This is a genomic window from Bradyrhizobium sp. Ai1a-2 (genome assembly GCF_000426245.1).
Classification (GTDB): Bacteria; Pseudomonadota; Alphaproteobacteria; order Rhizobiales; family Xanthobacteraceae; genus Bradyrhizobium.
In genome coordinates this window covers 1-20,307 of the sequence record NZ_AUEZ01000007.1, presented here as the reverse complement: position 1 = coordinate 20,307, position 20,307 = coordinate 1, and the positions used below count along the sequence as shown (strand labels likewise).

Sequence of the window (20,307 nt, the reverse complement as noted above, 5' to 3'; positions counted from 1 at the left end):
TTGAACGGTTACTCACAATGATTGCGACAATCACGGCACTGCCAGAATATTTAATTTCATCGAATTAAACGTTGAGAATAATACAATAAATATTTAATTTCAATTTGCTCTGTTGTCGCACCCTCTCGAGGAGGAACAGAGCATTTTCTGGTTCTGATTGAATCAGAAACCGAAGCTCTAGATTCTTGTTTTGACGCGTTTTCTTCACGCGAACCAGCGTCCGCCTCGCAGTGCTCGCTAGTCCAGGAGGCGAACTTGCGACTCCTCGTCTACCAGGCCATAGACGCGCTGGGCCTTTGAGAAGCCTGCGATCGGAAATTCGCCGAGATCATCCCAGCCGCCACGGCAGATGCCGGCAAAGCCTTCGGAGACCACGACGGTGCGGCCAAGCCGGCCGGCGATCCTCTCCAGTCGCGCGGCAAGATTCACCGCGGGGCCGATGCAGGTGAAGTCGAGCCGGTTGCCGCCGCCGATATTGCCATAGAGAATTGTTCCGACATGCAGCGCAACGCCGAAACGGAAACGCTCGACGATGTCACCGACCGGATATTGCAGCGCCTCGACGCTGGCGCGCGTGTCCTGCGCGGCTTCCAATACGTGCGAACAGACCTGTTGCGCATCGCCGACGTACTCGTCGATCGGGAAAACGGCGAGCAGTCCATCGCCCATATATTTGAGCACCTCGCCATTATGCGCGCGGATCGAGGCGACCTGGCAGTCGAAATAGCGGTTGAGCATGTCGACGACGGTCTCGGCCGGGAGCCGATCCGATAATGCAGTGAAGCCACGCAAATCCGACAGCCAGATCGCCGCATGCATGGTCTCGCCATGCCCGCGCCGGATATGACCATCGAGGATGCGCGTGCCGGCGCGGTTGCCGACATAAGTGTCAAGCAGGGTCGCGGCGACGCGGCGAAGGCCGATCACCTCGATCAGACGCGTCAGCGCCGGCAGGACCGATCGCAATGCAGCGAGTTGCTCGTCGGTGAAACCGCCCGCCTGCTTGGTGGTCCAGCTGGAGGCGTGCGTGAAGCCATCGATGAACCGCAGCGGCATCGCCACATAATCGGTTACGCCTTCCGCGCGCATGTCGTCGAGGAAGGGAAATCGGCGGCTTTCGGGATCGTCGCTGCGGCAGCGCACCTCCTTGTACTCGCCAAAGACGATCGCAAGCGGGCTCGCCATGAACTCCGGCGTTTGCTTGATGTCGAAATCAACCGAACCGACGACAACAGGCTCGCCGGGCTTCCAGATGAAGTTGCGCCCATAGATTTCGGGATGCAGCGTCCGGATGAAGAAGCCGACCCGCCACAGCGGGATGCCGGCCGCGACCAGGCGCCCGCACAGTTCGGAGATCATGTCGGTGACAACGGGGGTCGACCTTGCGCCGTCGATCAGCCAGTCTGCGATCCCCCTGATGTCGATCTGCATCACGGCCTCTGTGCTGTCAGGTTCTATCCAACCTGTCCCCGGTGCCGCAGGAAATGATCGGCGAGCACGCAGGCCATCATCGCCTCGCCCACCGGCACGGCGCGAATGCCGACGCAGGGGTCGTGGCGGCCCTTGGTCATGATATCGGTCTCGGTGCCGCTGCGGTCCACGGTCAGCCGCGGCGACAGGATCGAGGAAGTCGGCTTCACCGCAAAGCGCACCACCACCGGCTGGCCGGTGGAGATGCCGCCCAGGATGCCGCCGGCGTTGTTGGACAGGAAACGCACGCCGTTATTGCCGGTGCGCATCTCGTCGGCGTTCTCCTCGCCCGACAATTCGGCCGCGCCGAACCCGGCGCCGATCTCGACGCCCTTCACAGCATTGATGCTCATCATCGCGGCTGCAAGGTCGCTATCGAGCTTGGCATAGATCGGCGCGCCGAGGCCTGGCGGGACGCCCTCGGCCACGACCTCGATCACCGCCCCGATCGAGGAGCCCTTCTTCCTGATGCCATCGAGATAGTCTTCGAAGAACGCCGCCTTGTCCTTGTCCGGGCAGAAGAACGGGTTGCGGCCAATCTCATCCCAATCCCATCTGTCGCGATCGATCTTGTGCGGACCCATCTGCACCAGCGCGCCGCGGATCTTGATCTCCGGCAGGACTTTTCGCGCAATCGCGCCGGCGGCGACGCGGGTCGCGGTCTCGCGCGCCGAGGAGCGGCCGCCACCGCGATAATCACGCAGGCCGTATTTGGCCTCATAGGTGAAGTCGGCATGGCCGGGACGGAACTTGTCCTTGATCTCGGAATAATCCTTCGACCGTTGGTCGGTGTTCTCGATCAGGAGGCCGATCGGCGTGCCCGTCGTCACCTGCACGCCGGTCTCCGGATGCGCCATCACACCGGACAGGATCTTCACCGCATCCGGCTCCTGGCGCTGGGTGGTGAAGCGGGACTGGCCCGGGCGGCGGCGGTCGAGATCGTGCTGGATGTCCTCGGCCGTCAGCGGGATCAGCGGCGGACAGCCGTCGACCACGCAGCCGATCGCGACCCCGTGGCTCTCGCCAAAGGTCGTGACCCGGAACAAATGGCCGAAGGTGTTGTGGGACATGGTTTGTCGTAACGCGGCGAGAGAAGTCGGTCAAATGCCTCCCTCGTCATGGCCAGGCTTGACCCGGCATGACGGAGCAAGCGGTTAACTATACTTCACCAGCCCGCCGTCGCGAAACACATAGACGGCGCCCTGCTCGATGTAGAGGTCCGCGGCGCTATCAGGGGTTTCGATGCCGAGCGAGACCATCAGGGCGCGGCAGGTGCCGCCATGGGCGACGGCAACGGTGTCGACCAGGAGCGTGTCGTACCACTCGCGCACCCGAAGCTGCACCGAGGCGTAGGTCTCGCCGCCCTCCGGCGCCATCGTCCATTTCGCTGTCTGGCGCTTGGCGTAGAGCTCGGGATCGGCAAGTTGCATCTCCGCCAGCGTCGAGCCCTCCCAGACGCCGTAGCCGATCTCCCGCAACCGGTTGTCGAGCGAATAATCGCCGGGCGGCAATTCCAGCGCGCCGCGCGCCAGCTCCATGGTCTGGCGCGCCCGTCCAAGCGGACTCGAGACGTAAGGCAGCGACACCCGATCCAGCCGGTCGCGCGCGAGAAGGTCAGCGAGCACATGGCCCGCATGGGAGGCCTGCGCGCGGCCGCGATCGTTCAGCGGAATGTCCAGGGTGCCCTGCAGCCGGCCTTCCGCGTTCCATGCCGTCTCGCCATGGCGGATGTAGTAGATTGTTGGCATTGCTATCGAAGCCGCAGCTATTCCTTGGCGAGCGAGATGTCAGGTGCATCGGGACGCTTCATGCCGACAATGTGATAGCCGGAATCGACGTGATGCACCTCGCCGGTGACGCCGCGCGAGAGATCGGACAACAGATAGAGCGCGCTGTCGCCGACCTCCTCGATCGTGACGGTGCGCCGCATCGGCGCGTTGTACTCGTTCCACTTCAGAATGTAGCGGAAATCGCCGATGCCGGACGCCGCGAGCGTCTTGATCGGACCTGCCGAGATCGCGTTGACGCGGATGTTCTTCTCGCCGAGATCGGCGGCCAGATAGCGCACGCTCGCCTCCAGCGCCGCTTTCGCCACGCCCATGACGTTGTAATGCGGCATCCACTTCTCGGCGCCGTAATAAGTCAGCGTGATGATCGAGCCGCCGTCGGTCATCAGCTTCTCCGCCCGCTGCGCGATCGCGGTGAGCGAGTAGCAGCTGATCAGCATCGACTTGGAGAAATTCTCCGCCGTGGTCTCGATGTAGCGGCCGTCGAGTTGGTCCTTGTCGGAGAAGGCGATCGCATGCACGACGAAATCGATCTTGCCCCACTTCTCCCTGGCGACGTCGAACACCGCGTCGATCGTCGCGGCGTCAGTGACGTCGCAATGGCCGAGCAGGAGAGCGTTCAATTCCTTCGCCAAGGGCTCGACCCGCTTCTTCAGGGCATCGCCCTGCCAGGTGAGCGCGATCTCCGCGCCGGCGTCGTGGCATGCTTTGGCGATCCCCCAGGCGATCGAGCGGTTATTGGCGACGCCAAGGATCACGCCGCGCTTGCCCTGCATCAGACCCGATTTCTGTGCCATCCGCTGTCCATTCTCGCATTGGATTTGGTATTCGGAGGTACACCAGCGCTCCACCGCGGTACAGTCCCCCTCACGCTCATTTTGCCTGATCCTGTAGCCCGGGTGGAGCGAAGCGCAACCCGGGAGAGCCTGCGCACTGATTGTGCATTGACCGGCCAATCCCGGGTTACGCTTCGCTCCACCCGGGCTACAAAGCGCGCTAAGGAATAGCCACGTCACTCAGGTGTTATGTTGGATAAGGCGTCCGAGCGAAGCAGGATGAAGATCCGGTGTCATGACCGCGTTCCGGCAGAGTGTTGAAGCCATGATCCCGGCGCTGCGCCGCTACGCGCGGGCGCTGGCGCGCGATGCCGATATCGCCGATGATTTGGTGCAGGACACCTTGGTGCGGGCGCTGCGGTCGGAAAGGTTGTTCCTCGGCGGCGACGTCAGGAGTTGGCTCTACACGATCCTGACCAACCTCAACAAGAACCGTCGCCGCTCGCTGGCGCGGCGGCCGCAGTTCATGCCGCTGCTCGACAACAATCCGGACGCCAGCGGCACCGAGGCCGAAGGCCGCGACATTGCGCGTGCGCTGGCGACGCTCGTGGAGGAGCAACGCGCGGCGCTGCTTCTGGTGATGCTGGAAGGACTGAGTTACCGCGAGGTCGCCGACATCCAGGGCGTGCCGATCGGCACCGTGATGTCCCGGCTTGCGCGGGCCCGCGCCCACGTTAAAGCCTTCCTCGAAGGCGAACGGGCGACGGCATTGAGGCGGGTGAAGTGATGGCAGGCGTTATGCATAGCCATGACATCAGGTTGAGGCGATTTCTTTTCTTGAGAATTAGACAGAGACGACTGCGATGAGCAACCCCAGGATTCCCGTTACCGAGGACGAGCTGCACGCCTATGTCGACAACGAATTGCCGGCGGAGCGCCGCGGCGATGTCGAGGCATGGCTGGCGGCGCACCCCGATGACGCTGAGCGGGTGCGGTCGTGGATGGCCATGGCCGACGTGCTGCACGCACGCTACGATTCAGTCGCCGATGAAGCGGTGCCGAAGCGGCTCGAGATCGAGCAGCTCGTGCGTCAGCCGCGCAAGCTGGTCTATGGCGCGATTGCCGCGACGCTGGTGGCGTTCATCGCTGGCGGCGGCGTCGGCTGGATCGCGCACGGCGCGGCAGCCGCGCCCTCGCCGCTGCAGAGCTTCACGATCGATGCGATGGACGCGCACCGGCTTTACGTGGTCGAGGTCCGCCATCCGGTCGAGGTGCCCGGCGATGAGCGCGCCCATCTGCAGGCCTGGCTGACCAAGCGCTGCGGCTGGGAAGTGCGCGCACCGGAACTGTCGGCGGCGGGATTGAAACTGGTTGGCGGCCGGCTGTTGCCCGGCCCTACCGGGCGGCCGGCTTCCTTCCTGATGTATGAGAGCGCCTCCGGCGAGCGCTTCACGGTCTATGCCTCGAAGGCGCAGGCCGAGACCACGCAGATGCGTTACGCCACGCACGGCAATGAAGGCGCGTTGTTCTGGGCGGACCGCGGCGTCGGCTATGTCGTCAGCGGCGGCACCGACCGCAACCGCCTGACCCAGATCGCACAAGCCGTCTACGACCAGATGGAAAAGAGCGGCAGCTGAGCCAGCACGATCGCGCTCGTAGCCCGGGTGGAGCGCAGCGCAACCCGGGGTAGGTAGCGCAGCCCGCGACTCCGCTCCCAGGACGGAGAGGCCATCCCCGGGTTACGCTGCGCTTCACCCGGGCTACAAAGCCTGTATGCAGGTCAATCCGCTCGCTCCCCAAAGTTCCCACGGTCCGCCTCGCCATAGCCTCCCCAGTCCCGGGGCAATATTCCAGCACGAGCATAGCGATGTAATGAGGAAAACGGCCAATCGGCTGGCGAAGAGACCAGTCGATGCTTGACCGGATTGAAATGGATGTAATCGGCGCAGCGCTCGAAATCGCGTTCGTCGCGGATCGTATGCTCCCAGAAGCGCTTCTGCCAAAGAGCGTATTCGCCGCGGTGGTCGCGTGAGAGCGGGACACCCGCGGCCACGACACTGCGGGTGAAGGCAGACTTGATTCGGCGCCATCGATCCGAGAAATCCGCATCCCCCTCAGGCAGGGTCATGATGGCGTGCAGGTGATCGGGAAGAACAACGACGGCATCGAGAGCAAACGGTCGCTCGTTGCGGGTCTTTCGGAACGCCGCGCGCAGCAGCGAGGCATGGTCCACCAGTGCAGACGAGCTGCGATCATCCAGCGTCAGGGTGAAGAAAAAGATTCCGCCAGGGAGAAAGTTACGCCGATACCGGACCATGATGGTGAAGTTACACTGGTGAGGGCTTTGCTTGTAGCATAACCAGCGGATAACCTCTCGCGAGAAAACTCAGTGGATCGTGCGCGGATCGACCGGCCCCGGATTGCGCTTCGCTTCATCCGGGCTACGGACTGAGCCGACACGATCGTTACTGGCCACCTCTAAGAAAAAAGGGCCACTTGCGAAGGCAAGCGGCCCAAGTCTAGGGAGGAAACGCCCAAGGAGGGCTGCGACAGCGCAAAGCGCCATCGCACGACTTATGTAGTTCGTGCGCGGCAATTCTGAAGACCGGACGATCCCGGGTTTTGCAAAAACGCCCGCCTGTGTGTCTTCCACACAACGATAGCCATCTTCGATACACCGATAGCCCACGCCAATCGGCGCAAGGCCACCGTGGAGGCTCAGCGGACGCTGCGGGCATCTACATCACGCGTACTCACCCGATGTCCCAATTCCGTCATCGAAAATCTGGAATAAGGACATCGGCGCGTCTCAGAATCGCACCGGATGTTCCCGCGATATCACGCCAGCGTTCGATCCGCCGATCGGCGCTCGCGGCCTCGATTGGGGTTTGGTATAGCGCTGGTCCCCCTCTCGAGGCCGCACCCTCAGCCAAGATCGCTGCGGGGATTGTAAGGATGCTGGTCGCGCCACTTCTGCATCAATGCTTCCAGCTCGGCATCGTTCCCGTCGCGCAGGATGATGCGGGTGGTGGCATAGAGATCGCCCCCGCCGCCCGACTTCGGCAGACCCTTGCCCTTCAGCCGAAACGTCCGCCCGCTTGAGGTGTTCTTGGGGATAGACAATTCGACCGCGCCACTGAGCGTCGGCACCCGGACCTTGCCGCCCAGCACCGCCTCGTACAGCGTGATCGGCAGCTCGATCCTGAGATCGTTGCCGTCGACCTTGAAGAAGGGATGCGGCGCGATCGTCACGGTGATCAGGAGATCGCCGGGACGATGGCCGGCCGCCGTCTCGCCCTGCCCCTTCAGCCGGATCTGCTGGCCGGAGCTGACGCCGGCGGGAATCTTGACGTTGAGTTCCTTGCCTGTCGGCAGGCGGACGCGCTTCTCGGCGCCGTTCGCCGCCTCCTCCAGCGACACCGTCATGGCGACGCTGAGGTCGAGGTCGAGGCCGACGCCGCCGGTGTCGAACTCAAACTGGCGGGCGCCACTGCGCGCACGCGCACCGGCGCCGAACATGTTGTTGAGGATATCCTCGAAGCCGCCCGCGCCGCCTTCCATGCCGCCTCCGCCGCTGCGGAACGTATAGGTTTCGAACCCGCCCGGGCCGGCATGGCCACGCGGGTCGCCACCCCCAAAGCCTCCGCCGGGGAAGCCCTGGAAGCGCGGCTTGCCCTCGGCGTCGATCTCGCCGCGGTCAAATTGCTTGCGCTTCTCCTCGTCGCCAACGATTTCGTTGGCCGAGTTGATCTCGGCAAAACGCTCCGCAGCCTTCGGATCGTTCTTGTTGCTGTCGGGATGATGCTTCTTGGCAAGCTTGCGATAGGCGCTCTTGATCGCGGCAGCGCTGGCGCTCCGCGGCACCCCCAAGACCTCATAGGGGTCGCGCATCCGTCACGTCTCCTTCACGGGAAATCAGACCTGAATTTTTCGGGCTTGTCGCCCACCTAGGTGTCATTTGGGGGCGCAGTGGCATTTTTGCAACTGCTTTCAGTGATCAGGACCGCCAGGGTTTCAGACTATGGACCTCCCAGCGTCCGCGTCCGGCCTTGCAGGCCGCTCCCTGCAGCCAGCTCTCGGTCCGGCCGTTGACGTAGCTCGCCAGGAAATCCCGACAGGTCCGTCCATCCTCGGCAGCGTAAGCCTGCGACAGCGGCGTCACCGAGCCGCGCGCGCCGGTCTCCGGATTTTCCCAGGCCTGGCTGGAATCCTTGTCGCCCTTGGTCAGCACGTCGGAGGCGGCGTTGCGGGCAAAGGCGAGGTCGCCTTCGGTCGGCGCCGATGTCTTTACATGGGTCGCGCCGAGCGCGCCGGTGATATCCTTGTCGTCCAGCCGGGCGAAACTGTCACCACGCGACAGAGCGCAGCCGCCAGCCCCTAAGCCGATTAGAACCAGTGTCATCACCGTCCCCGCCGGGCGGATCGCCGATAGGCCAAAGCGTCCCCATGCCCTATATAGGGCGAGTAACGCGCGCTTTGAGGCCGACGGACGCAACGCTGGACTCCTGACATGACAGACACGACCTCCATCAAACACCCCACACCGTTAACATCGGGTGATTTTACCGCCGCCGAGGAGCCATTTGCGCTGTTCACCGAATGGTTCGCCGAAGCAGCCAAGTCCGAGCCGAACGATCCCAACGCGATGGCGCTCGCAACCGTCGATCCGGACGGGCTGCCGGACGTGCGGATGGTGCTGATGAAAGGCTATGACGCGGATGGCTTCGTGTTCTACAGCCACGTTGCCAGCCCCAAAGGCCGCGAACTCGCCGCAAATCCTAAGGCCGCTTTACTATTCCACTGGAAATCGTTGCGCCGGCAAGTGCGCATCCGCGGCAACGTGTCGCCGGTGAGCGACGCCGAAGCCGACGCCTATTTCGCGACACGCCCGAAGCAGGCGCAGCTCGGCGCCTGGGCCAGCAAGCAGTCGCAGCCATTGGAGAGCCGTTTCGCTTTCGAGCAGGCGATCGCGAAAGTCGCCGCAAAATATGTGATCGGCGACGTGCCGCGCCCGCCGGGCTGGAGCGGCTGGCGCATCACGCCTGTCAGCTTCGAGTTCTGGCACGACCGCCCCTACCGCCTGCACGACCGCATCGAATTCCGCCGCGAAGGCGAAGGCCAGGCCTGGTCCAAAGTAAGGCTTTATCCGTAAGACTCAGACCGTCATGGCCGGGCTGGTCCCGGCCATCCACGTCTCAGTTTCGAGCCAGTCCGAACACGTGGATGCCCGGCACAAGGCCGGGCATGACGAAGAACGAGAGAACCGTCCAATGCCGAACACATCGAACGCGCCGCGCCGCACGCTACTCCTGACCGGCGCCAGCCGCGGCATCGGCCATGCCACCGCGATCCGCTTCTCCTCGGCCGGCTGGCGCGTCATCACCTGCTCGCGGCACGCCTTTCCGGAAGTTTGCCCCTGGGGCGCCGGACCCGAGGATCACATCGAGGTCGACTTCGGCGACCATGACGACACCGTGCGCGCGATCTCCGAAATCCGCAGACGGTTGGAAAACGACGAGCTGCACGCGCTGGTCAACAATGCGGCGATCTCGCCCAAGGGTCCGGGCGGTGCGCGGCTCGGCACCATGGACACCGATATCGACACCTGGCTGCATGTCTTCCGCGTCAACTTCTTTGCGCCGATCATGCTGGCGCGTGGGCTGATCAACGAATTGAAGACCGCCAAGGGCGCGGTGGTGAACGTCACCTCGATCGCCGGCTCCCGCGTGCATCCGTTCGCGGGCGCGGCCTACGCCACCTCGAAAGCAGCGCTCGCGGCACTGACGCGCGAGATGGCGTCCGATTTCGGCCGCGTCGGCGTCCGCGTCAACTCGATCGCGCCGGGCGAGATCGACACGTCGATCCTGTCACCGGGCACCGAGAAGATCGTCGAGCAGCAGATCCCGATGCATCGCCTGGGCACGCCCGACGAAGTCGCCAAGATCATCTACGTCCTGTGCACCGAAACCAGTTCCTACGTGAACGGCGCCGAGATCCACATCAATGGTGGCCAGCACGTGTAGGATTGGCGATTGCTGCTGGGAACAAGCGAGGGCACGAAGCAATCCAGACCGTTTCCGCCGTCGTCTTCTGGATTGCTTTGCTTGCACTCGTTAAGCGGCCGTCCTGGCCATCAATCCGCGTAGAACTTCCGCGGCTTCTCTACGACTCGTTGCGCGCTGGTGTTGAACGCGCTCGAGCACTCGTCTTCGTTTTCGCCATCGAGCAGGGCAGCGCCGCAGTGGCGGCAGATGCGCGGCGATAGTGCCTGCATCTTTCCGGCCTTGCGGTCCTGCTGATAGCGCGCGAAGTCGATGATGTTACGCCGTGGCGTTATGATCTTCTCAACCATTGCTGTCCTCCGGCTTGAGGCCGGGGGTTATCGCAGCAAAGTTTCGCTCAAACGTTCAGCGCAACACTCAAATTTTAGCGGAGGATTCGCGGAGGAATTGCGGCAGCTCTGTTGCCTATGTTTCGACGTATTCAGCGATGCTGGTCGGCTCTGGAACCGCAAGGCCGTCCGCCCGCAATCCTTCAAGATGGAACCGAATCGCCTCGCGGATTTCGCTCTCAACATTCGCAACCGTATCACCGGTAGCAACGCAGCCTGGCAAATCCGGAACATAGGCGGAATAATTGCCGTTCGCCTTCTCGATCACGACTGCGTAGCGCATCAGTCCCGCTCCTTTAGACCCGACTGTTTCAAGATACTGTTCAGAGTTCCCGGCGCAAGGTCATCGGATGGCTTACCCGCTACTGTTACGCGGCCGGGCCGGACGGGATGCTTGTATTGTCGATGGCTGCCGCGCGTCGCGACAAGAAACCAGCCTTCTTCCTCCAATAGCCGAAGAATATCCCTAATTTTCATGTTCGGCTTGCGACCCGTTCGGGCTGGTTCCTAGAGCCACTTCTTCCATTTGAAAATCCAGTACGGCACGATCGCGGCGATCAGCATCAGCACCAGCGCGATCGGATAGCCGTGCGGCCAGTCGAGTTCCGGCATCGCCTTGAAGTTCATGCCGTAGATCGAGGCAATCAGCGTCGGCGGCATCAGCACCACGGCCATCACCGAGAACAGTTTGATGATGTTGTTCTGCTCGAGATTGACCACGCCGAGCATGGCGTCCAGCGTGAAGGTGATCTTGCTGGAGAGATAGGAGGCGTGGTCGGTCAGCGAGGCGACGTCGCGCTGCATGGTCTTGAGCTGCTCGCGCATGTCCTTGGACCATTTGACGCCTTCGATCACCGCCGACATGAAGGTGACGACGCGACCGATGGAAACCAGGCTTTCGCGCACTTTCGAGGTCAGGTCGCCCTTGCGCCCGATCTCGATCAGGATCCGCGAATACTGCTTGGCATGGCCGTGGCGCTCGCTCTCCGGTTCGAAGATGTCGTGGGAGACCTGGTCGATCTCGGCACCGGCACGCTCCAGGATGTCGGCGCAGCGGTCGATCACCGCATCGAGCAATTCCATCAGCACCATCTCGCCGTTGATGGTGGGCGCGCAGGACCGCCCGAGCTTGGTCTCGACCAGCGCAAATGGTTTCGGCTGTTCGTAGCGCACGGTCACCAGTCGATGGCCCGCCAGGATGAAGGTGACCGCCGTGGTGCGGGGCATGTCGGTGTCGGAATGGCACATCAGCGTCGCCGTCATGTAACGCGCACCATTCTCGATATAGAGCCGGCTGGAAATCTCGATTTCCTGCATGTCCTCCCGGGTCGGCACCGCGATCCCAGTCAGCCGCTCCACGGCGCGATCCTCCTCCGGTGTCGGCTTGACCATGTCGATCCAGACCGTGTTCTCCGGCAGCGCCGCGAGATCGGGGGAAACGGCCTTTTTCAGCGCGAGATCGAAAGGAACGAACACCGACAGCATCAGCAACTCCGGAACCGGGCACCGGCGCACCCAACAGGACTAAACGCGATTCTGGCAAGGGCTTCATGACCGGCGCATTAATCGCCTATCCATATTCGTGGCGGCGACGTGGCTCCGGCATGGCCCGGACTTGGCAACCGTTGCTGATCTGCACAGAAATCGGCCGCCGGCGGTAGGATTTGCGGCAAAAAAGCCACAGCAGAAGTCCCGCAGCGCGGGATAGGTCTCTAAACGCTGGGAATAGCGGCAGGTTTCGGCAATAATGCGATCAATGAGATGATGGAATCGTGGCGATTTGGGGCGCAGTTCCGCGCTGCGAACGCAGGTTTTCAACGGAAGTGCAAATGTCGTCGCTGAAAGTTACGCTGGGAATTCTGGCCGCAGGCCTGATGTTGTCGGGTTGCATGCAGGCCACAACCTACGAGGCCGTCAACACCGCCAATTTCAAGCAGCACGACAAGGACCTGCTGGCGAAAACCACCTACGCGAAAGTTCCGGTCGCCGAGCCGTTCCGCCGCGCCATTGTGGATTACCACCGCAAGGAGGCGCCGGGTTCCATCGTGGTGGACTCCGACAACCACTATCTTTACCTCGTGCAGAGAGACGGCAAGGCGATCCGCTACGGCATCACCGTCGGCGAGGAAGCCATGGCATGGTCCGGCATTGCCAAGGTCGGCAGCAAGACCGAGTGGCCGGCCTGGCATCCGACCCCCGGCGAAATCTCCCGGCTCGGCGTTCCGACCTATGTCGCGCCGGGACCTGACAATCCGATGGGTTCGCGCGCGCTCTATCTCTACTCCGGCGGCAAGGACACGCTGTTCCGCATCCACGGCACCAACCAGCCGGAATATATCGGCGCCTCGATCTCCTCGGGCTGCATCCGCATGACCAACGAAGACGTCATCGACCTCTACGACCGCGTCGGCCTCGGCACCGTCGTGGTCGTGCTGGAACCGAAGCACGGCGACTCGCCGTTCAATTCGAAGATGGCCCTGCAGGGCGGCGGCAACGCCATGATGCAGTAGTTCGTTCGCGGAAGACGCGATCAAAAGCGCCGGTTTTGCCGGCGCTTTTTTGTTGGCTGTGGTTTGGTCGCTGCACGCTTTGATTCCATACTGTCGGAATCGCCGGCATCCCGCTTCGCATCGTCCGACTTCGTATTTTTCGACTTCTTGTTTTCCAGCTTCGTATTTTCCGACTTCGTATTTTCCGATTTGGACCCATCCGGCTTGCTGTCGGTCTTGGCGCCGCTCTTGGCGTCGGCCTTCGGGTTGTCCTTGGCTGCGACCTGGCGCGGCGGCGCCTCCCCAGGGCGCTCGGCCGGCAACAACGGGGCGACGGCCGGCAGCGGGTCCAGGACGTCCCACTGGCAGATCCGATAGTTGTTTCGCCGCTCCATCCGGTCGAGATGGATGTGGTCCTCATGGTACGCGTCGGAGCCGGGCCCCAGCACGGTCGTGAAGCGGGTGCAGGCCGAGTGCAGCATGCTCTCGCGCAGATCGCGCGGCACGCTACGGTCGGTGAGCAGGATCGAGCGACCGTTCGCCAGCTTGAAAGCACGTACATCGAGCGCATTGGCGCGGCCATGCTCGGAAAGCTGCGCGCCGGGGACGCCGTTGCGGCCGCGGCATTCGAAGGAATCGAGATTGTCGAGCTCGCTGACCGTGCTGCCGAGCCCGGCGACCAGCGGCGCGATGTCGGAGCGCACCCAATCGGCGATGGTGGCGGCCATGGTGCAGCGGAGGACCGCTGCCGGCTTCAGCGAAACCTTTCGCTTGTCGGGCAGCACGATCGCCTCCAGCCGCACCAGATCCTCGCCGCCGCAGGCGCCCGGACCACGGATGTCGGGGACGCTTGGCGCAATGGCGATCTCCTCCGTCAGCGCCAGCCGGCAGGCCGAGGGTGGCGGAGGAGCCTGCTCGGCAGCCTTGTCGTCGGGAGCCTTATCAGCGGTTTTGCCGTGGTCCGCCGGTGGCGCCTTTTCGGCGGCCTTGCCATGGTCGGCCGAGGGCGCCCTTTCGGCGGTTGCCGGCGGTTCGGGCGGCCTCGTTGCTGGCGCCTCGGCCGGGCGAGGCTTTGGCAACGGCACCACTGCTGTCCGATGGACGGCCCGATGCGGCCTTGGCCGGGGCGGAGCGAACAGGTCCGGCCAGGGAAACAGGGCCGACCTGCGGGCTGCCATTGCGGGTTCGGCCAGCATCCCGACCAATACGGCCACAGTGGTAATCAGTACCATTCCGGTGCGGCCAAACGCGCCATAAGTGGATTTTCGGCTTGCTTTCTCCGCGCTACAGTTCATGTCAGTTTCGTGATTGGGCTGGCTCGCCATACTTTCTGGCTGGCGGGTCATGCGAGAGAAGAACACTGAGGAGGGACGTGCGTATGCTGGGTTTGATGCAAGACTGGCCTTTGCTGTGTCACCGGATCATCGAGCACGCGGCGAAGTATCACGGCACACAGGAGGTCGTGACCCGGTCGGTCGAAGGCCCGATCCATCGCACCAACTATGCGGAAATCCATGCGCGCGCGCTGAAGGTCTCGCAGAGCCTGGAGCGTGACGGCATCAAGCTCGGTGACCGCGTCGCCACCATCGCCTGGAACACCTGGCGCCATCTCGAAGTCTGGTATGGCATCATGGGGATCGGCGCGATCTGCCATACCGTCAATCCTCGCCTGTTCCCGGAGCAGATCGCCTGGATCGTCAACCACGCCCAGGACCGCGTGGTCATAACCGACCTCACCTTCGTGCCGGTGCTGGAGAAGATCGCGGACAAGCTTCCGAGCGTCGAGCGCTATATCGTGCTGACCGACAAGGCGCACATGCCGGAGACGACGCTGAAGAACGCGGTCGCCTATGAAGACTGGATCGCGGCGTCCGACGGCAAGTTCCAGTGGAAGACGTTCGACGAGAACACCGCAGCGGCGATGTGCTACACGTCGGGCACCACGGGCGACCCCAAAGGCGTATTGTATTCGCACCGTTCCAACGTGCTGCATGCGCTCATGGCCAACAACAAGGATGCGCTGGGCACATCCGCAAACGATACAATGCTGCCGGTGGTGCCGCTGTTCCATGCCAATAGCTGGGGCATCGCTTTCTCTGCGCCCTCGATGGGCACCAAGCTCGTGATGCCCGGGCCGAAGCTCGACGGCGCCTCGGTCTATGAATTGCTGGATACGGAGAAGGTGACGCACACCGCCGGCGTGCCGACGGTGTGGCTGATGCTGCTGCAGCACATGGCCGCCAACAACCTGAAGCTGCCCCACCTGCAGATGGTGATATGCGGCGGCTCGGCGATGCCGCGCTCGATGATCGAGGCCTTCCTCAAGATGGGCGTGGAACCGCGCCACGCCTGGGGTATGACCGAGATGAGCCCGATCGGCACCGTCGCGGCGCTGAAGCCGCCGTTCGGGGAACGCACGGGCGAGGAGCGGCTCGACGTCCTGCAGACGCAGGGCTACCCGCCGTTCGGCGTCCAGATGAAGATCACCGACGATGCCGGCAAGGAACTGCCGTGGGACGGCAAGACCTTCGGCCGGCTCAAGGTCTCGGGCCCGTCGATCGCCAGGGCCTATTTCCGTGTCGACAGCAACATCCTCGACGAAGACGGCTATTTCGACACCGGCGACGTCTCGACGGTCGATGCGCACGGCTATATGCGGATCACCGATCGTTCCAAGGACGTGATCAAGTCCGGCGGCGAATGGATATCGTCGATCGACCTGGAGAACCTCGCGGTCGGCCATCCGGCCGTGGCCGAAGCGGCCGTGATCGGCGTGCACCATCCGAAGTGGGACGAGCGTCCGCTGCTGATCATACAGCTCAAGCAGGGCCAGCAGGCGACGCGTGAGGAGATCCTGAAATTCATGGACGGCAAGATCGCGAAATGGTGGATGCCCGACGACGTCGTCTTCGTCGACGGCATTCCGCACACCGCGACCGGCAAGATCCTGAAGACCGCGCTGCGCGATCAGTTCAAGAGCTACAGCCTCCCGACGCCAGCGGCGTAAGACTCTGCACGTTCTCCCCTTGTGGGAGAAGAGATCGGCGGCGTCATTGATGCGCCCTCTCCCCTTGTGGGAGAGGGCAGCGCCAATGGCGGCCCTACACTCATTCGGGTGAGGGGTTGTCTCCGCGAACGCCGTTGCCCGCGGAGACAACCCCTCATCCGGCGCTTCGCGCCACCTTCTCCCACAAGGGGAGAAGGGAAGTCAGCACGACGGCACGCCCAAATTCCCTTGAATTTGCCGCAGGTTCGTGGTCTCACACGGGCTGGCAACAGCCGGGTGCTCTCTCGGCTTGGCAACGTCTCAGGCGGCAGATTTTCGACGATGGCCCGCAGGTTTTCCGTTCCCTACCAGTCGGAGCCGGTGTCCAGCCTCGCCACCTGGGCACGCAACCTCGCGATCTTCTCCGCCGTCGCGGTGTTGGTCTCGATCCTCATCGTCCGCTTCGGCTTCCTGGAGATGAAGCCGGCGCTGGCGACCTTCTTCGGCGCACTGGCGTTCGCCGGTCTTTCGATCCTGCTCGGCTTCGCCGCGTTCGCCGCAATCTGGCAGAACGGTTCGCGCGGCATGGGCCGCATCCTTCTGGCCTTCCTGATCAACGCGCTGGTGCTTGCCTATCCCGCCTATCTCGCCGTGCAATATCGCCGGCTGCCGCCGATCCACGACATCACCACCGACCCGATCGATCCGCCCCGGTTCGAAGCGCTGGCGCGCCTGCGCACCAGTGATGACACCAATTCAGCCGTCTATGCCGGGCTATACTCCTCCGAGCAGCAGCGCCGCGCCTATCCCGATATCGAGACCGTCGAGCTCGAAGTGCCGGTGGACCGCGCTTACGCGGTCACGCTGCAACTGGTGAACCGGCGTAAATGGCTCATCATCGATGAGCGCCCGCCGACGCCGCCGCGCCGCGTCGGCCGCATCGAGGCGGTGGCACGCACGCCGATCATGGGCTTTCGTGAGGACGTCGCGATCCGCGTCACGCCCGACGGCGAGGACTCGCGGGTCGATATCCGCTCCGCCTCGCGCTATTTCGAGGCCGACCTCGGCAGCAATGCCGCGCGCGTGTCGAAGCTGATCGATGACATCAACACCGCCGTCGACAACGCGAAGGCCGCGCCCAAGAAGGCGCCAGCACCGCCGAAGGTGCAGGCGAAGACCGTGAAGAAGTGAAGTGGCGGGTCGGACACCGCTAGCATAAATCGCTCAGCCGCGTCCGCTTTCGGGCAAACCGGACATCGCGCCAACATCGCCGAATGACCGAGTCTGACCCTAAGCCGACGTGCCGCACTAGGTCTTGGCTGTGCACCCAGCACTCAAAGCCACGGAAAGATAGCGCACGGTCTTAGCGCCGTTCTCCATAGTTGCTCGACCGACTTCTTCGAAGCCTAGGGCTTTGTGAAATTGGTCTGAGCTTGGATTCGGGGGCTCAACGTTAACCTCGCAAACAATCGTATTGCACCCAAGTTGCTGCGCCCGTCGGAAAACGTCGGCGTAGAGCAAACGCCCCAGTCCGTGTCGCCGAAACGATGCAGCGACGATGACACGATCGATGTAGATAAATCGATCGAACCGGCCACGAAACCAAAGGAAATGGCGGCCATCGTAGTCGTCCGATTCCTCAAACGCCAACAACAATGCGGCTGCTGGTGAACAATACAGAGCAACGCCGGCTGCCCCAACCAGCTGGTCAAACCGCTCCATTGTCAGCAAAGACGTTTCTCGCGCGTTTAAATTGTTGAGCGCCAGGAGAGCTGAGCGATCCGGCTGGTCGTGAAGGTCTAAGATTTCCATCCCACCTCGACCAATCCTATTGCCGATGAAGCGCACCAGTGTCCGTCAGCAGGACGGGACATCAGACGTTCACTTTAAAGCCAAGATCGATTTCAGAGGCGGGCAGCCCCTCACGCAGCCCCCAATTTTCAGGAGGAATTTCGATCAGGACGATCTTAATTTCACTCGGAGGAACACCTAGCACTTTCAAGTTTTCGACCACTGCGCGATAGAGCGCTTTCTTAGCGTCCAGCGACCGTCCGGAAAACATTGTGATTTCGACGCGGGTGTATCGGTTCGATCGACCCGTTGGAATAATTCGCTGGTACGATTCGTAGACGTCGAGCACAATGTCTCGATCGTAGTCTGGGATATTCAACGAAGTAAGCAGGGCCCTCTGAACGGCGTCAATTGCTATAGCTTCGCTCCCTCTGACCCAAATTCCTGTCGTGATGCGCGTGCTTGGCATAGCCGCCTTTCCCCAGTTTCCGTCGGACTCGACCGACCATATCGTCTCCCAACGCACATGTCAGGTTCTAGCCCCAAGCAACGGTTGCAGGATATCCGCTATTCCGCCGCTGTCAGGGATAAGCAGACATCCGGCGGATCGACCGAAAATGACGCGAGTGACCCGTTGCAGGCACACACTAACGACACGTATATGAGACGATGGCCAAGCCCATCGCCTTACCTCCGACGTTTTCGATCAAGATACGCCGCTTGGAGGCGCGCGACACCGCTGACTATCGTGACCTGCGCCTTGAAGGCTTAAAGGCTCACCCCGAGGCCTTCGCCTCCTCCTGGGAGCATGAGGTCGATAAACCGACCTCATGGTGGGAGGAACGCCTGAAGACGAACACGGTGTTTGGCGGCTGGGTGAACAGTTCGCCTCTCGTCGGTCTGGCTGGCTTCCGCGTGCAAGATGGCGTCAAGCTACAGCACAAGGGCGTGCTGTGGGGGATGTATGTCCGGCCGGAAGCGCGTGGTACAGGACTGGCTGCGGCCCTCGTGAATCAAGTCGTCGAACACGCCCGGCCGCTCGTTGAAGACGTTTGTCTGACAGTGGTGGCTTCAAACGCTGCCGCGCATCGGCTTTACGGCGCGGCGGGCTTCGAGGAATACGGATTGGAGCGGCGGGCCCTGAAGGTCGGAAGCGAATACTACGATGAACTGCTTATGGTTCTCCAACTCAGGCCACGCATCGAACCTGCACCGAGAGATTGATCGGACCAAGGTCCGCTCCTGGCCCCAAGCAGCGGTTGCAGTATATCCGCTATTCCGCCGCTGTTACGGGATAAGCAGACATTCGGCGAATAAGCCAAGAATGACGCGATTGCCCCTAAGCGGACAGTTTCGCACGAGGACGCTGGTCGTACGTGGAACTCGTAGCGAGTGATACGACCGTTCACCACCCCGAAGGATCCGATCGCAGCGGCATGGCGGATCCACGTTGTGGGTGCAGGAAGCTCGTCCCCGCATCGCCGTTGACCTCGGCAATCAATTGGAAAACGTCGGCGGCTGCTATATGGTCATCGGCCGCAAGCATGACGTTCTTCGTGCTGCTGGAGCAGACGCCTTCGGAACGCCAGCGCATCCAGCGGACCCTTAAGCTGCTCGTCTATGAAACGATGGCAAACTGGAAACACCGCACTGCGCTGCCTTGCCGCGGCAGCGCTGGCAATTTCCCTGGCCCTCGGCTGCGCGTTTGAGCTGCGCGCCGAAACCGAAACGCCGGCTGTAGGAACTCTTTCACCCGCGGCCCTGAAGCGACTTGGCGACACCATTCGCAATGAGATCACGACCGGCAAGATTCCTGGCGGCATCCTGCTGATCCAACAACACGGCGAGCCAGTCCATTTCGAATGCTTCGGCGTGCGGGACCCCGACACGGGGCAACCGATGACGCCGGACACGATTTTCCAGATCTATTCGATGTCGAAAGCCGTTACGTCGGTTGCGGCGATGATGCTGGTCGACGAAGGCAAGCTGGGCCTCGACGATTCCGTGTCGAAATACATTCATTCCTTTGCGGAAGCCAAAGTCGGTGTCGATACTTCCGACGAAGCGGGAAAGTATCCGCTCAAGCTCGAGCCGTTGAAGCGCCCGATCACGATCAGGGATCTATTGCGGCACACCTCGGGTATCACCTACGGTTTCTACGGCGAGACCCAGGTGCAGAAACTCTATGCGAATCCTCTATTGTACGCAGGGGATTTCAACAACGCCGACTTCGCCGACCGGATCGCAGTGCTGCCGCTTGCCGATCAGCCCGCAACGCGCTGGAATTAGTCGCCCGTGAAGAAGTCTGATTTCAGCTTGGGACGAGCTGAAATCGGAGGATGAGCCTGACCAGGATTTGGTGCAACAAAAGCTCCAGCCAGCGGATGAGACGGCGGAAGTTGTATCCGGCGGCGGCGAGGACGGCGTTGGCGGCGTCGCCCTTGCGGTACCAGAAGTAGTTGCGCCCCATGCGATGCTCGGATTTGAGATGGCCGATGACCGGCTCGACGGCCGAGCGCCGGCGCAGCTCGCGTTTGATCCTGGGCGTCACGCGCCGCTTCTGGCCTGAGATGAACACCCTGAACTTGTAATCGGGTGGCGCATTGTGACCTCGGTA

Annotated in this window: 23 protein-coding genes and 2 pseudogenes; 10 read left to right on the top strand and 15 right to left on the bottom strand. The window is 62.4% G+C overall.

From position 1 onward, the window contains the following. Window positions 1-237 precede the first annotated feature (237 nt). From K288_RS0107285 to fabI, 4 genes are all read right to left on the bottom strand, one after another. Window positions 238-1,434: an adenylate/guanylate cyclase domain-containing protein gene (locus K288_RS0107285; protein ID WP_027578934.1), complete on the bottom strand. Its 1,197-nt coding sequence runs from the start codon at window positions 1,432-1,434 to the stop codon at window positions 238-240. Window positions 1,435-1,454: 20 nt separating this feature from the next. After that, the gene (aroC, locus tag K288_RS0107280; protein ID WP_027578933.1) at window positions 1,455-2,540 is read right to left on the bottom strand and encodes a chorismate synthase; all 1,086 of its coding nucleotides are present in this window, start codon (window positions 2,538-2,540) and stop codon (window positions 1,455-1,457) included. An 84-nt stretch (window positions 2,541-2,624) separates the two neighbouring features. After that, the gene (locus K288_RS0107275) at window positions 2,625-3,224 is read right to left on the bottom strand and encodes a histidine phosphatase family protein (protein WP_027578932.1); all 600 of its coding nucleotides are present in this window, start codon (window positions 3,222-3,224) and stop codon (window positions 2,625-2,627) included. 11 nt (window positions 3,225-3,235) lie between these two features. Then, window positions 3,236-4,054 carry an enoyl-ACP reductase FabI gene (fabI, locus tag K288_RS0107270; RefSeq protein ID WP_027578931.1) on the bottom strand — a complete coding sequence of 273 codons (819 nt, stop codon included), beginning with the start codon at window positions 4,052-4,054 and terminating at the stop codon, window positions 3,236-3,238. 274 nt (window positions 4,055-4,328) lie between these two features. On the opposite strand from fabI, the gene K288_RS0107265 reads away from it, so the two are divergent. Together K288_RS0107265 and K288_RS0107260 are read left to right on the top strand one after the other, a co-directional pair. Further along, entirely contained in the window at window positions 4,329-4,820 is a 492-nt protein-coding gene (locus K288_RS0107265; RefSeq protein WP_027578930.1) for a sigma-70 family RNA polymerase sigma factor, read from the top strand. A 76-nt stretch (window positions 4,821-4,896) separates the two neighbouring features. Further along, window positions 4,897-5,670 (top strand): anti-sigma factor, encoded by a 774-nt coding sequence (locus K288_RS0107260; protein WP_027578929.1) that lies wholly within the window; start codon window positions 4,897-4,899, stop codon window positions 5,668-5,670. A gap of 143 nt (window positions 5,671-5,813) precedes the next feature. Here the strand turns inward: K288_RS0107260 and K288_RS0107255 are convergent, their stop codons facing one another. From K288_RS0107255 to K288_RS0107245, 3 genes are all read right to left on the bottom strand, one after another. After that, window positions 5,814-6,350: a transposase gene (locus K288_RS0107255; RefSeq protein ID WP_027578928.1), complete on the bottom strand. Its 537-nt coding sequence runs from the start codon at window positions 6,348-6,350 to the stop codon at window positions 5,814-5,816. Between the two features lie 608 nt (window positions 6,351-6,958). Next, entirely contained in the window at window positions 6,959-7,924 is a 966-nt protein-coding gene (locus K288_RS0107250) for a DnaJ C-terminal domain-containing protein (protein WP_027578927.1), read from the bottom strand. 106 nt (window positions 7,925-8,030) lie between these two features. Beyond that, window positions 8,031-8,528: an RT0821/Lpp0805 family surface protein gene (locus K288_RS0107245; RefSeq protein ID WP_244443082.1), complete on the bottom strand. Its 498-nt coding sequence runs from the start codon at window positions 8,526-8,528 to the stop codon at window positions 8,031-8,033. A gap of 15 nt (window positions 8,529-8,543) precedes the next feature. Here K288_RS0107245 and pdxH point away from each other — a divergent pair, with 15 nt between their 5' ends. Both pdxH and K288_RS0107235 read left to right on the top strand, forming a co-directional pair. After that, window positions 8,544-9,185 (top strand): pyridoxamine 5'-phosphate oxidase, encoded by a 642-nt coding sequence (gene pdxH / locus K288_RS0107240; RefSeq protein WP_027578925.1) that lies wholly within the window; start codon window positions 8,544-8,546, stop codon window positions 9,183-9,185. Window positions 9,186-9,303: 118 nt separating this feature from the next. Continuing rightward, a complete protein-coding gene (locus K288_RS0107235; protein ID WP_027578924.1) occupies window positions 9,304-10,056 on the top strand; it encodes an SDR family oxidoreductase in 753 nt (250 codons plus the stop codon). A gap of 110 nt (window positions 10,057-10,166) precedes the next feature. Here the strand turns inward: K288_RS0107235 and K288_RS0107230 are convergent, their stop codons facing one another. The 4 genes from K288_RS0107230 to K288_RS0107220 all read right to left on the bottom strand — a co-directional run bounded on the left by K288_RS0107230 (window position 10,167) and on the right by K288_RS0107220 (window position 11,909). After that, window positions 10,167-10,385 carry a hypothetical protein gene (locus K288_RS0107230; RefSeq protein ID WP_027578923.1) on the bottom strand — a complete coding sequence of 73 codons (219 nt, stop codon included), beginning with the start codon at window positions 10,383-10,385 and terminating at the stop codon, window positions 10,167-10,169. Between the two features lie 115 nt (window positions 10,386-10,500). Next, complete coding sequence (locus tag K288_RS0107225; RefSeq protein ID WP_027578922.1) at window positions 10,501-10,707, bottom strand: type II toxin-antitoxin system HicB family antitoxin; 207 nt, start codon at window positions 10,705-10,707, stop codon at window positions 10,501-10,503. Beyond that, a complete protein-coding gene (locus K288_RS50410) occupies window positions 10,707-10,901 on the bottom strand; it encodes a type II toxin-antitoxin system HicA family toxin (RefSeq protein ID WP_084799502.1) in 195 nt (64 codons plus the stop codon). The genes K288_RS0107225 and K288_RS50410 overlap by 1 nt, the downstream gene beginning before the upstream one ends. Window positions 10,902-10,931: 30 nt before the next feature. After that, window positions 10,932-11,909, bottom strand: a complete 978-nt coding sequence (locus K288_RS0107220; protein WP_027578921.1) for a magnesium transporter CorA family protein — start codon at window positions 11,907-11,909, stop codon at window positions 10,932-10,934. Window positions 11,910-12,253: 344 nt separating this feature from the next. Here K288_RS0107220 and K288_RS0107215 point away from each other — a divergent pair, with 344 nt between their 5' ends. Further along, window positions 12,254-12,934, top strand: a complete 681-nt coding sequence (locus K288_RS0107215) for a L,D-transpeptidase (protein WP_027578920.1) — start codon at window positions 12,254-12,256, stop codon at window positions 12,932-12,934. A gap of 20 nt (window positions 12,935-12,954) precedes the next feature. Here K288_RS0107215 and K288_RS0107210 read toward each other — a convergent pair whose 3' ends face one another. Next, the gene (locus K288_RS0107210; RefSeq protein ID WP_244443094.1) at window positions 12,955-14,091 is read right to left on the bottom strand and encodes an extensin family protein; all 1,137 of its coding nucleotides are present in this window, start codon (window positions 14,089-14,091) and stop codon (window positions 12,955-12,957) included. 200 nt (window positions 14,092-14,291) lie between these two features. On the opposite strand from K288_RS0107210, the gene K288_RS0107205 reads away from it, so the two are divergent. Further along, a complete protein-coding gene (locus K288_RS0107205) occupies window positions 14,292-15,920 on the top strand; it encodes a fatty-acid--CoA ligase (RefSeq protein ID WP_027578918.1) in 1,629 nt (542 codons plus the stop codon). A 321-nt stretch (window positions 15,921-16,241) separates the two neighbouring features. Further along, window positions 16,242-17,090, top strand: a complete 849-nt coding sequence (locus tag K288_RS0107200; RefSeq protein ID WP_027578917.1) for a DUF1499 domain-containing protein — start codon at window positions 16,242-16,244, stop codon at window positions 17,088-17,090. A gap of 117 nt (window positions 17,091-17,207) precedes the next feature. On the opposite strand, the gene K288_RS44940 is transcribed toward K288_RS0107200, so the two are convergent. Then, window positions 17,208-17,711, bottom strand: a complete 504-nt coding sequence (locus tag K288_RS44940; RefSeq protein ID WP_043159458.1) for a GNAT family N-acetyltransferase — start codon at window positions 17,709-17,711, stop codon at window positions 17,208-17,210. A gap of 61 nt (window positions 17,712-17,772) precedes the next feature. Further along, a complete protein-coding gene (locus K288_RS0107190) occupies window positions 17,773-18,159 on the bottom strand; it encodes a tautomerase family protein (protein WP_027578916.1) in 387 nt (128 codons plus the stop codon). 200 nt (window positions 18,160-18,359) lie between these two features. Between K288_RS0107190 and K288_RS0107185 the strand changes: the two genes are divergently transcribed. The 3 genes and pseudogenes from K288_RS0107185 (at window position 18,360) to K288_RS44935 (ending at window position 19,979) form a co-directional block, all read left to right on the top strand. Further along, entirely contained in the window at window positions 18,360-18,914 is a 555-nt protein-coding gene (locus tag K288_RS0107185; RefSeq protein ID WP_051334409.1) for a GNAT family N-acetyltransferase, read from the top strand. 292 nt (window positions 18,915-19,206) lie between these two features. Then, window positions 19,207-19,327, top strand: a pseudogene (locus K288_RS54630) (serine hydrolase); the annotation flags it as partial. Continuing rightward, window positions 19,311-19,979, top strand: coding sequence for a serine hydrolase domain-containing protein (locus tag K288_RS44935; RefSeq protein ID WP_051334408.1), 669 nt, complete (start codon window positions 19,311-19,313; stop codon window positions 19,977-19,979). The pseudogene K288_RS54630 and the gene K288_RS44935, both read left to right, overlap by 17 nt. Before the next feature lie 22 nt (window positions 19,980-20,001). On the opposite strand, the pseudogene K288_RS0107170 reads toward K288_RS44935, so the two are convergent. After that, window positions 20,002-20,307, bottom strand: a pseudogene (locus K288_RS0107170) (IS5/IS1182 family transposase); the annotation flags it as partial.

Excerpts from the sequence above, each read along its gene's own strand:
- K288_RS0107235 (WP_027578924.1), top strand. The coding sequence starts at position 9,304 with ATGCCGAACACATCGAACGCGCCGCGCCGCACGCTACTCCTGACCGGC.
- K288_RS0107215 (WP_027578920.1), top strand. The coding sequence starts at position 12,254 with ATGTCGTCGCTGAAAGTTACGCTGGGAATTCTGGCCGCAGGCCTGATG.
- K288_RS44940 (WP_043159458.1), bottom strand. The coding sequence starts at position 17,711 with ATGGAAATCTTAGACCTTCACGACCAGCCGGATCGCTCAGCTCTCCTG.
- K288_RS0107260 (WP_027578929.1), top strand. The coding sequence starts at position 4,897 with ATGAGCAACCCCAGGATTCCCGTTACCGAGGACGAGCTGCACGCCTAT.
- K288_RS0107210 (WP_244443094.1), bottom strand. The coding sequence starts at position 14,091 with ATGGCAGCCCGCAGGTCGGCCCTGTTTCCCTGGCCGGACCTGTTCGCT.
- K288_RS0107190 (WP_027578916.1), bottom strand. The coding sequence starts at position 18,159 with ATGCCAAGCACGCGCATCACGACAGGAATTTGGGTCAGAGGGAGCGAA.
- K288_RS44935 (WP_051334408.1), top strand. The coding sequence starts at position 19,311 with ATGAAACGATGGCAAACTGGAAACACCGCACTGCGCTGCCTTGCCGCG.
- pdxH (WP_027578925.1), top strand. The coding sequence starts at position 8,544 with ATGACAGACACGACCTCCATCAAACACCCCACACCGTTAACATCGGGT.
- aroC (WP_027578933.1), bottom strand. The coding sequence starts at position 2,540 with ATGTCCCACAACACCTTCGGCCATTTGTTCCGGGTCACGACCTTTGGC.
- fabI (WP_027578931.1), bottom strand. The coding sequence starts at position 4,054 with ATGGCACAGAAATCGGGTCTGATGCAGGGCAAGCGCGGCGTGATCCTT.
- K288_RS0107265 (WP_027578930.1), top strand. The coding sequence starts at position 4,329 with ATGACCGCGTTCCGGCAGAGTGTTGAAGCCATGATCCCGGCGCTGCGC.
- K288_RS0107230 (WP_027578923.1), bottom strand. The coding sequence starts at position 10,385 with ATGGTTGAGAAGATCATAACGCCACGGCGTAACATCATCGACTTCGCG.
- K288_RS0107250 (WP_027578927.1), bottom strand. The coding sequence starts at position 7,924 with ATGCGCGACCCCTATGAGGTCTTGGGGGTGCCGCGGAGCGCCAGCGCT.
- K288_RS0107225 (WP_027578922.1), bottom strand. The coding sequence starts at position 10,707 with ATGCGCTACGCAGTCGTGATCGAGAAGGCGAACGGCAATTATTCCGCC.
- K288_RS0107205 (WP_027578918.1), top strand. The coding sequence starts at position 14,292 with ATGCTGGGTTTGATGCAAGACTGGCCTTTGCTGTGTCACCGGATCATC.
- K288_RS0107200 (WP_027578917.1), top strand. The coding sequence starts at position 16,242 with ATGGCCCGCAGGTTTTCCGTTCCCTACCAGTCGGAGCCGGTGTCCAGC.
- K288_RS50410 (WP_084799502.1), bottom strand. The coding sequence starts at position 10,901 with ATGAAAATTAGGGATATTCTTCGGCTATTGGAGGAAGAAGGCTGGTTT.
- K288_RS0107220 (WP_027578921.1), bottom strand. The coding sequence starts at position 11,909 with ATGCTGTCGGTGTTCGTTCCTTTCGATCTCGCGCTGAAAAAGGCCGTT.
- K288_RS0107255 (WP_027578928.1), bottom strand. The coding sequence starts at position 6,350 with ATGGTCCGGTATCGGCGTAACTTTCTCCCTGGCGGAATCTTTTTCTTC.
- K288_RS0107185 (WP_051334409.1), top strand. The coding sequence starts at position 18,360 with ATGGCCAAGCCCATCGCCTTACCTCCGACGTTTTCGATCAAGATACGC.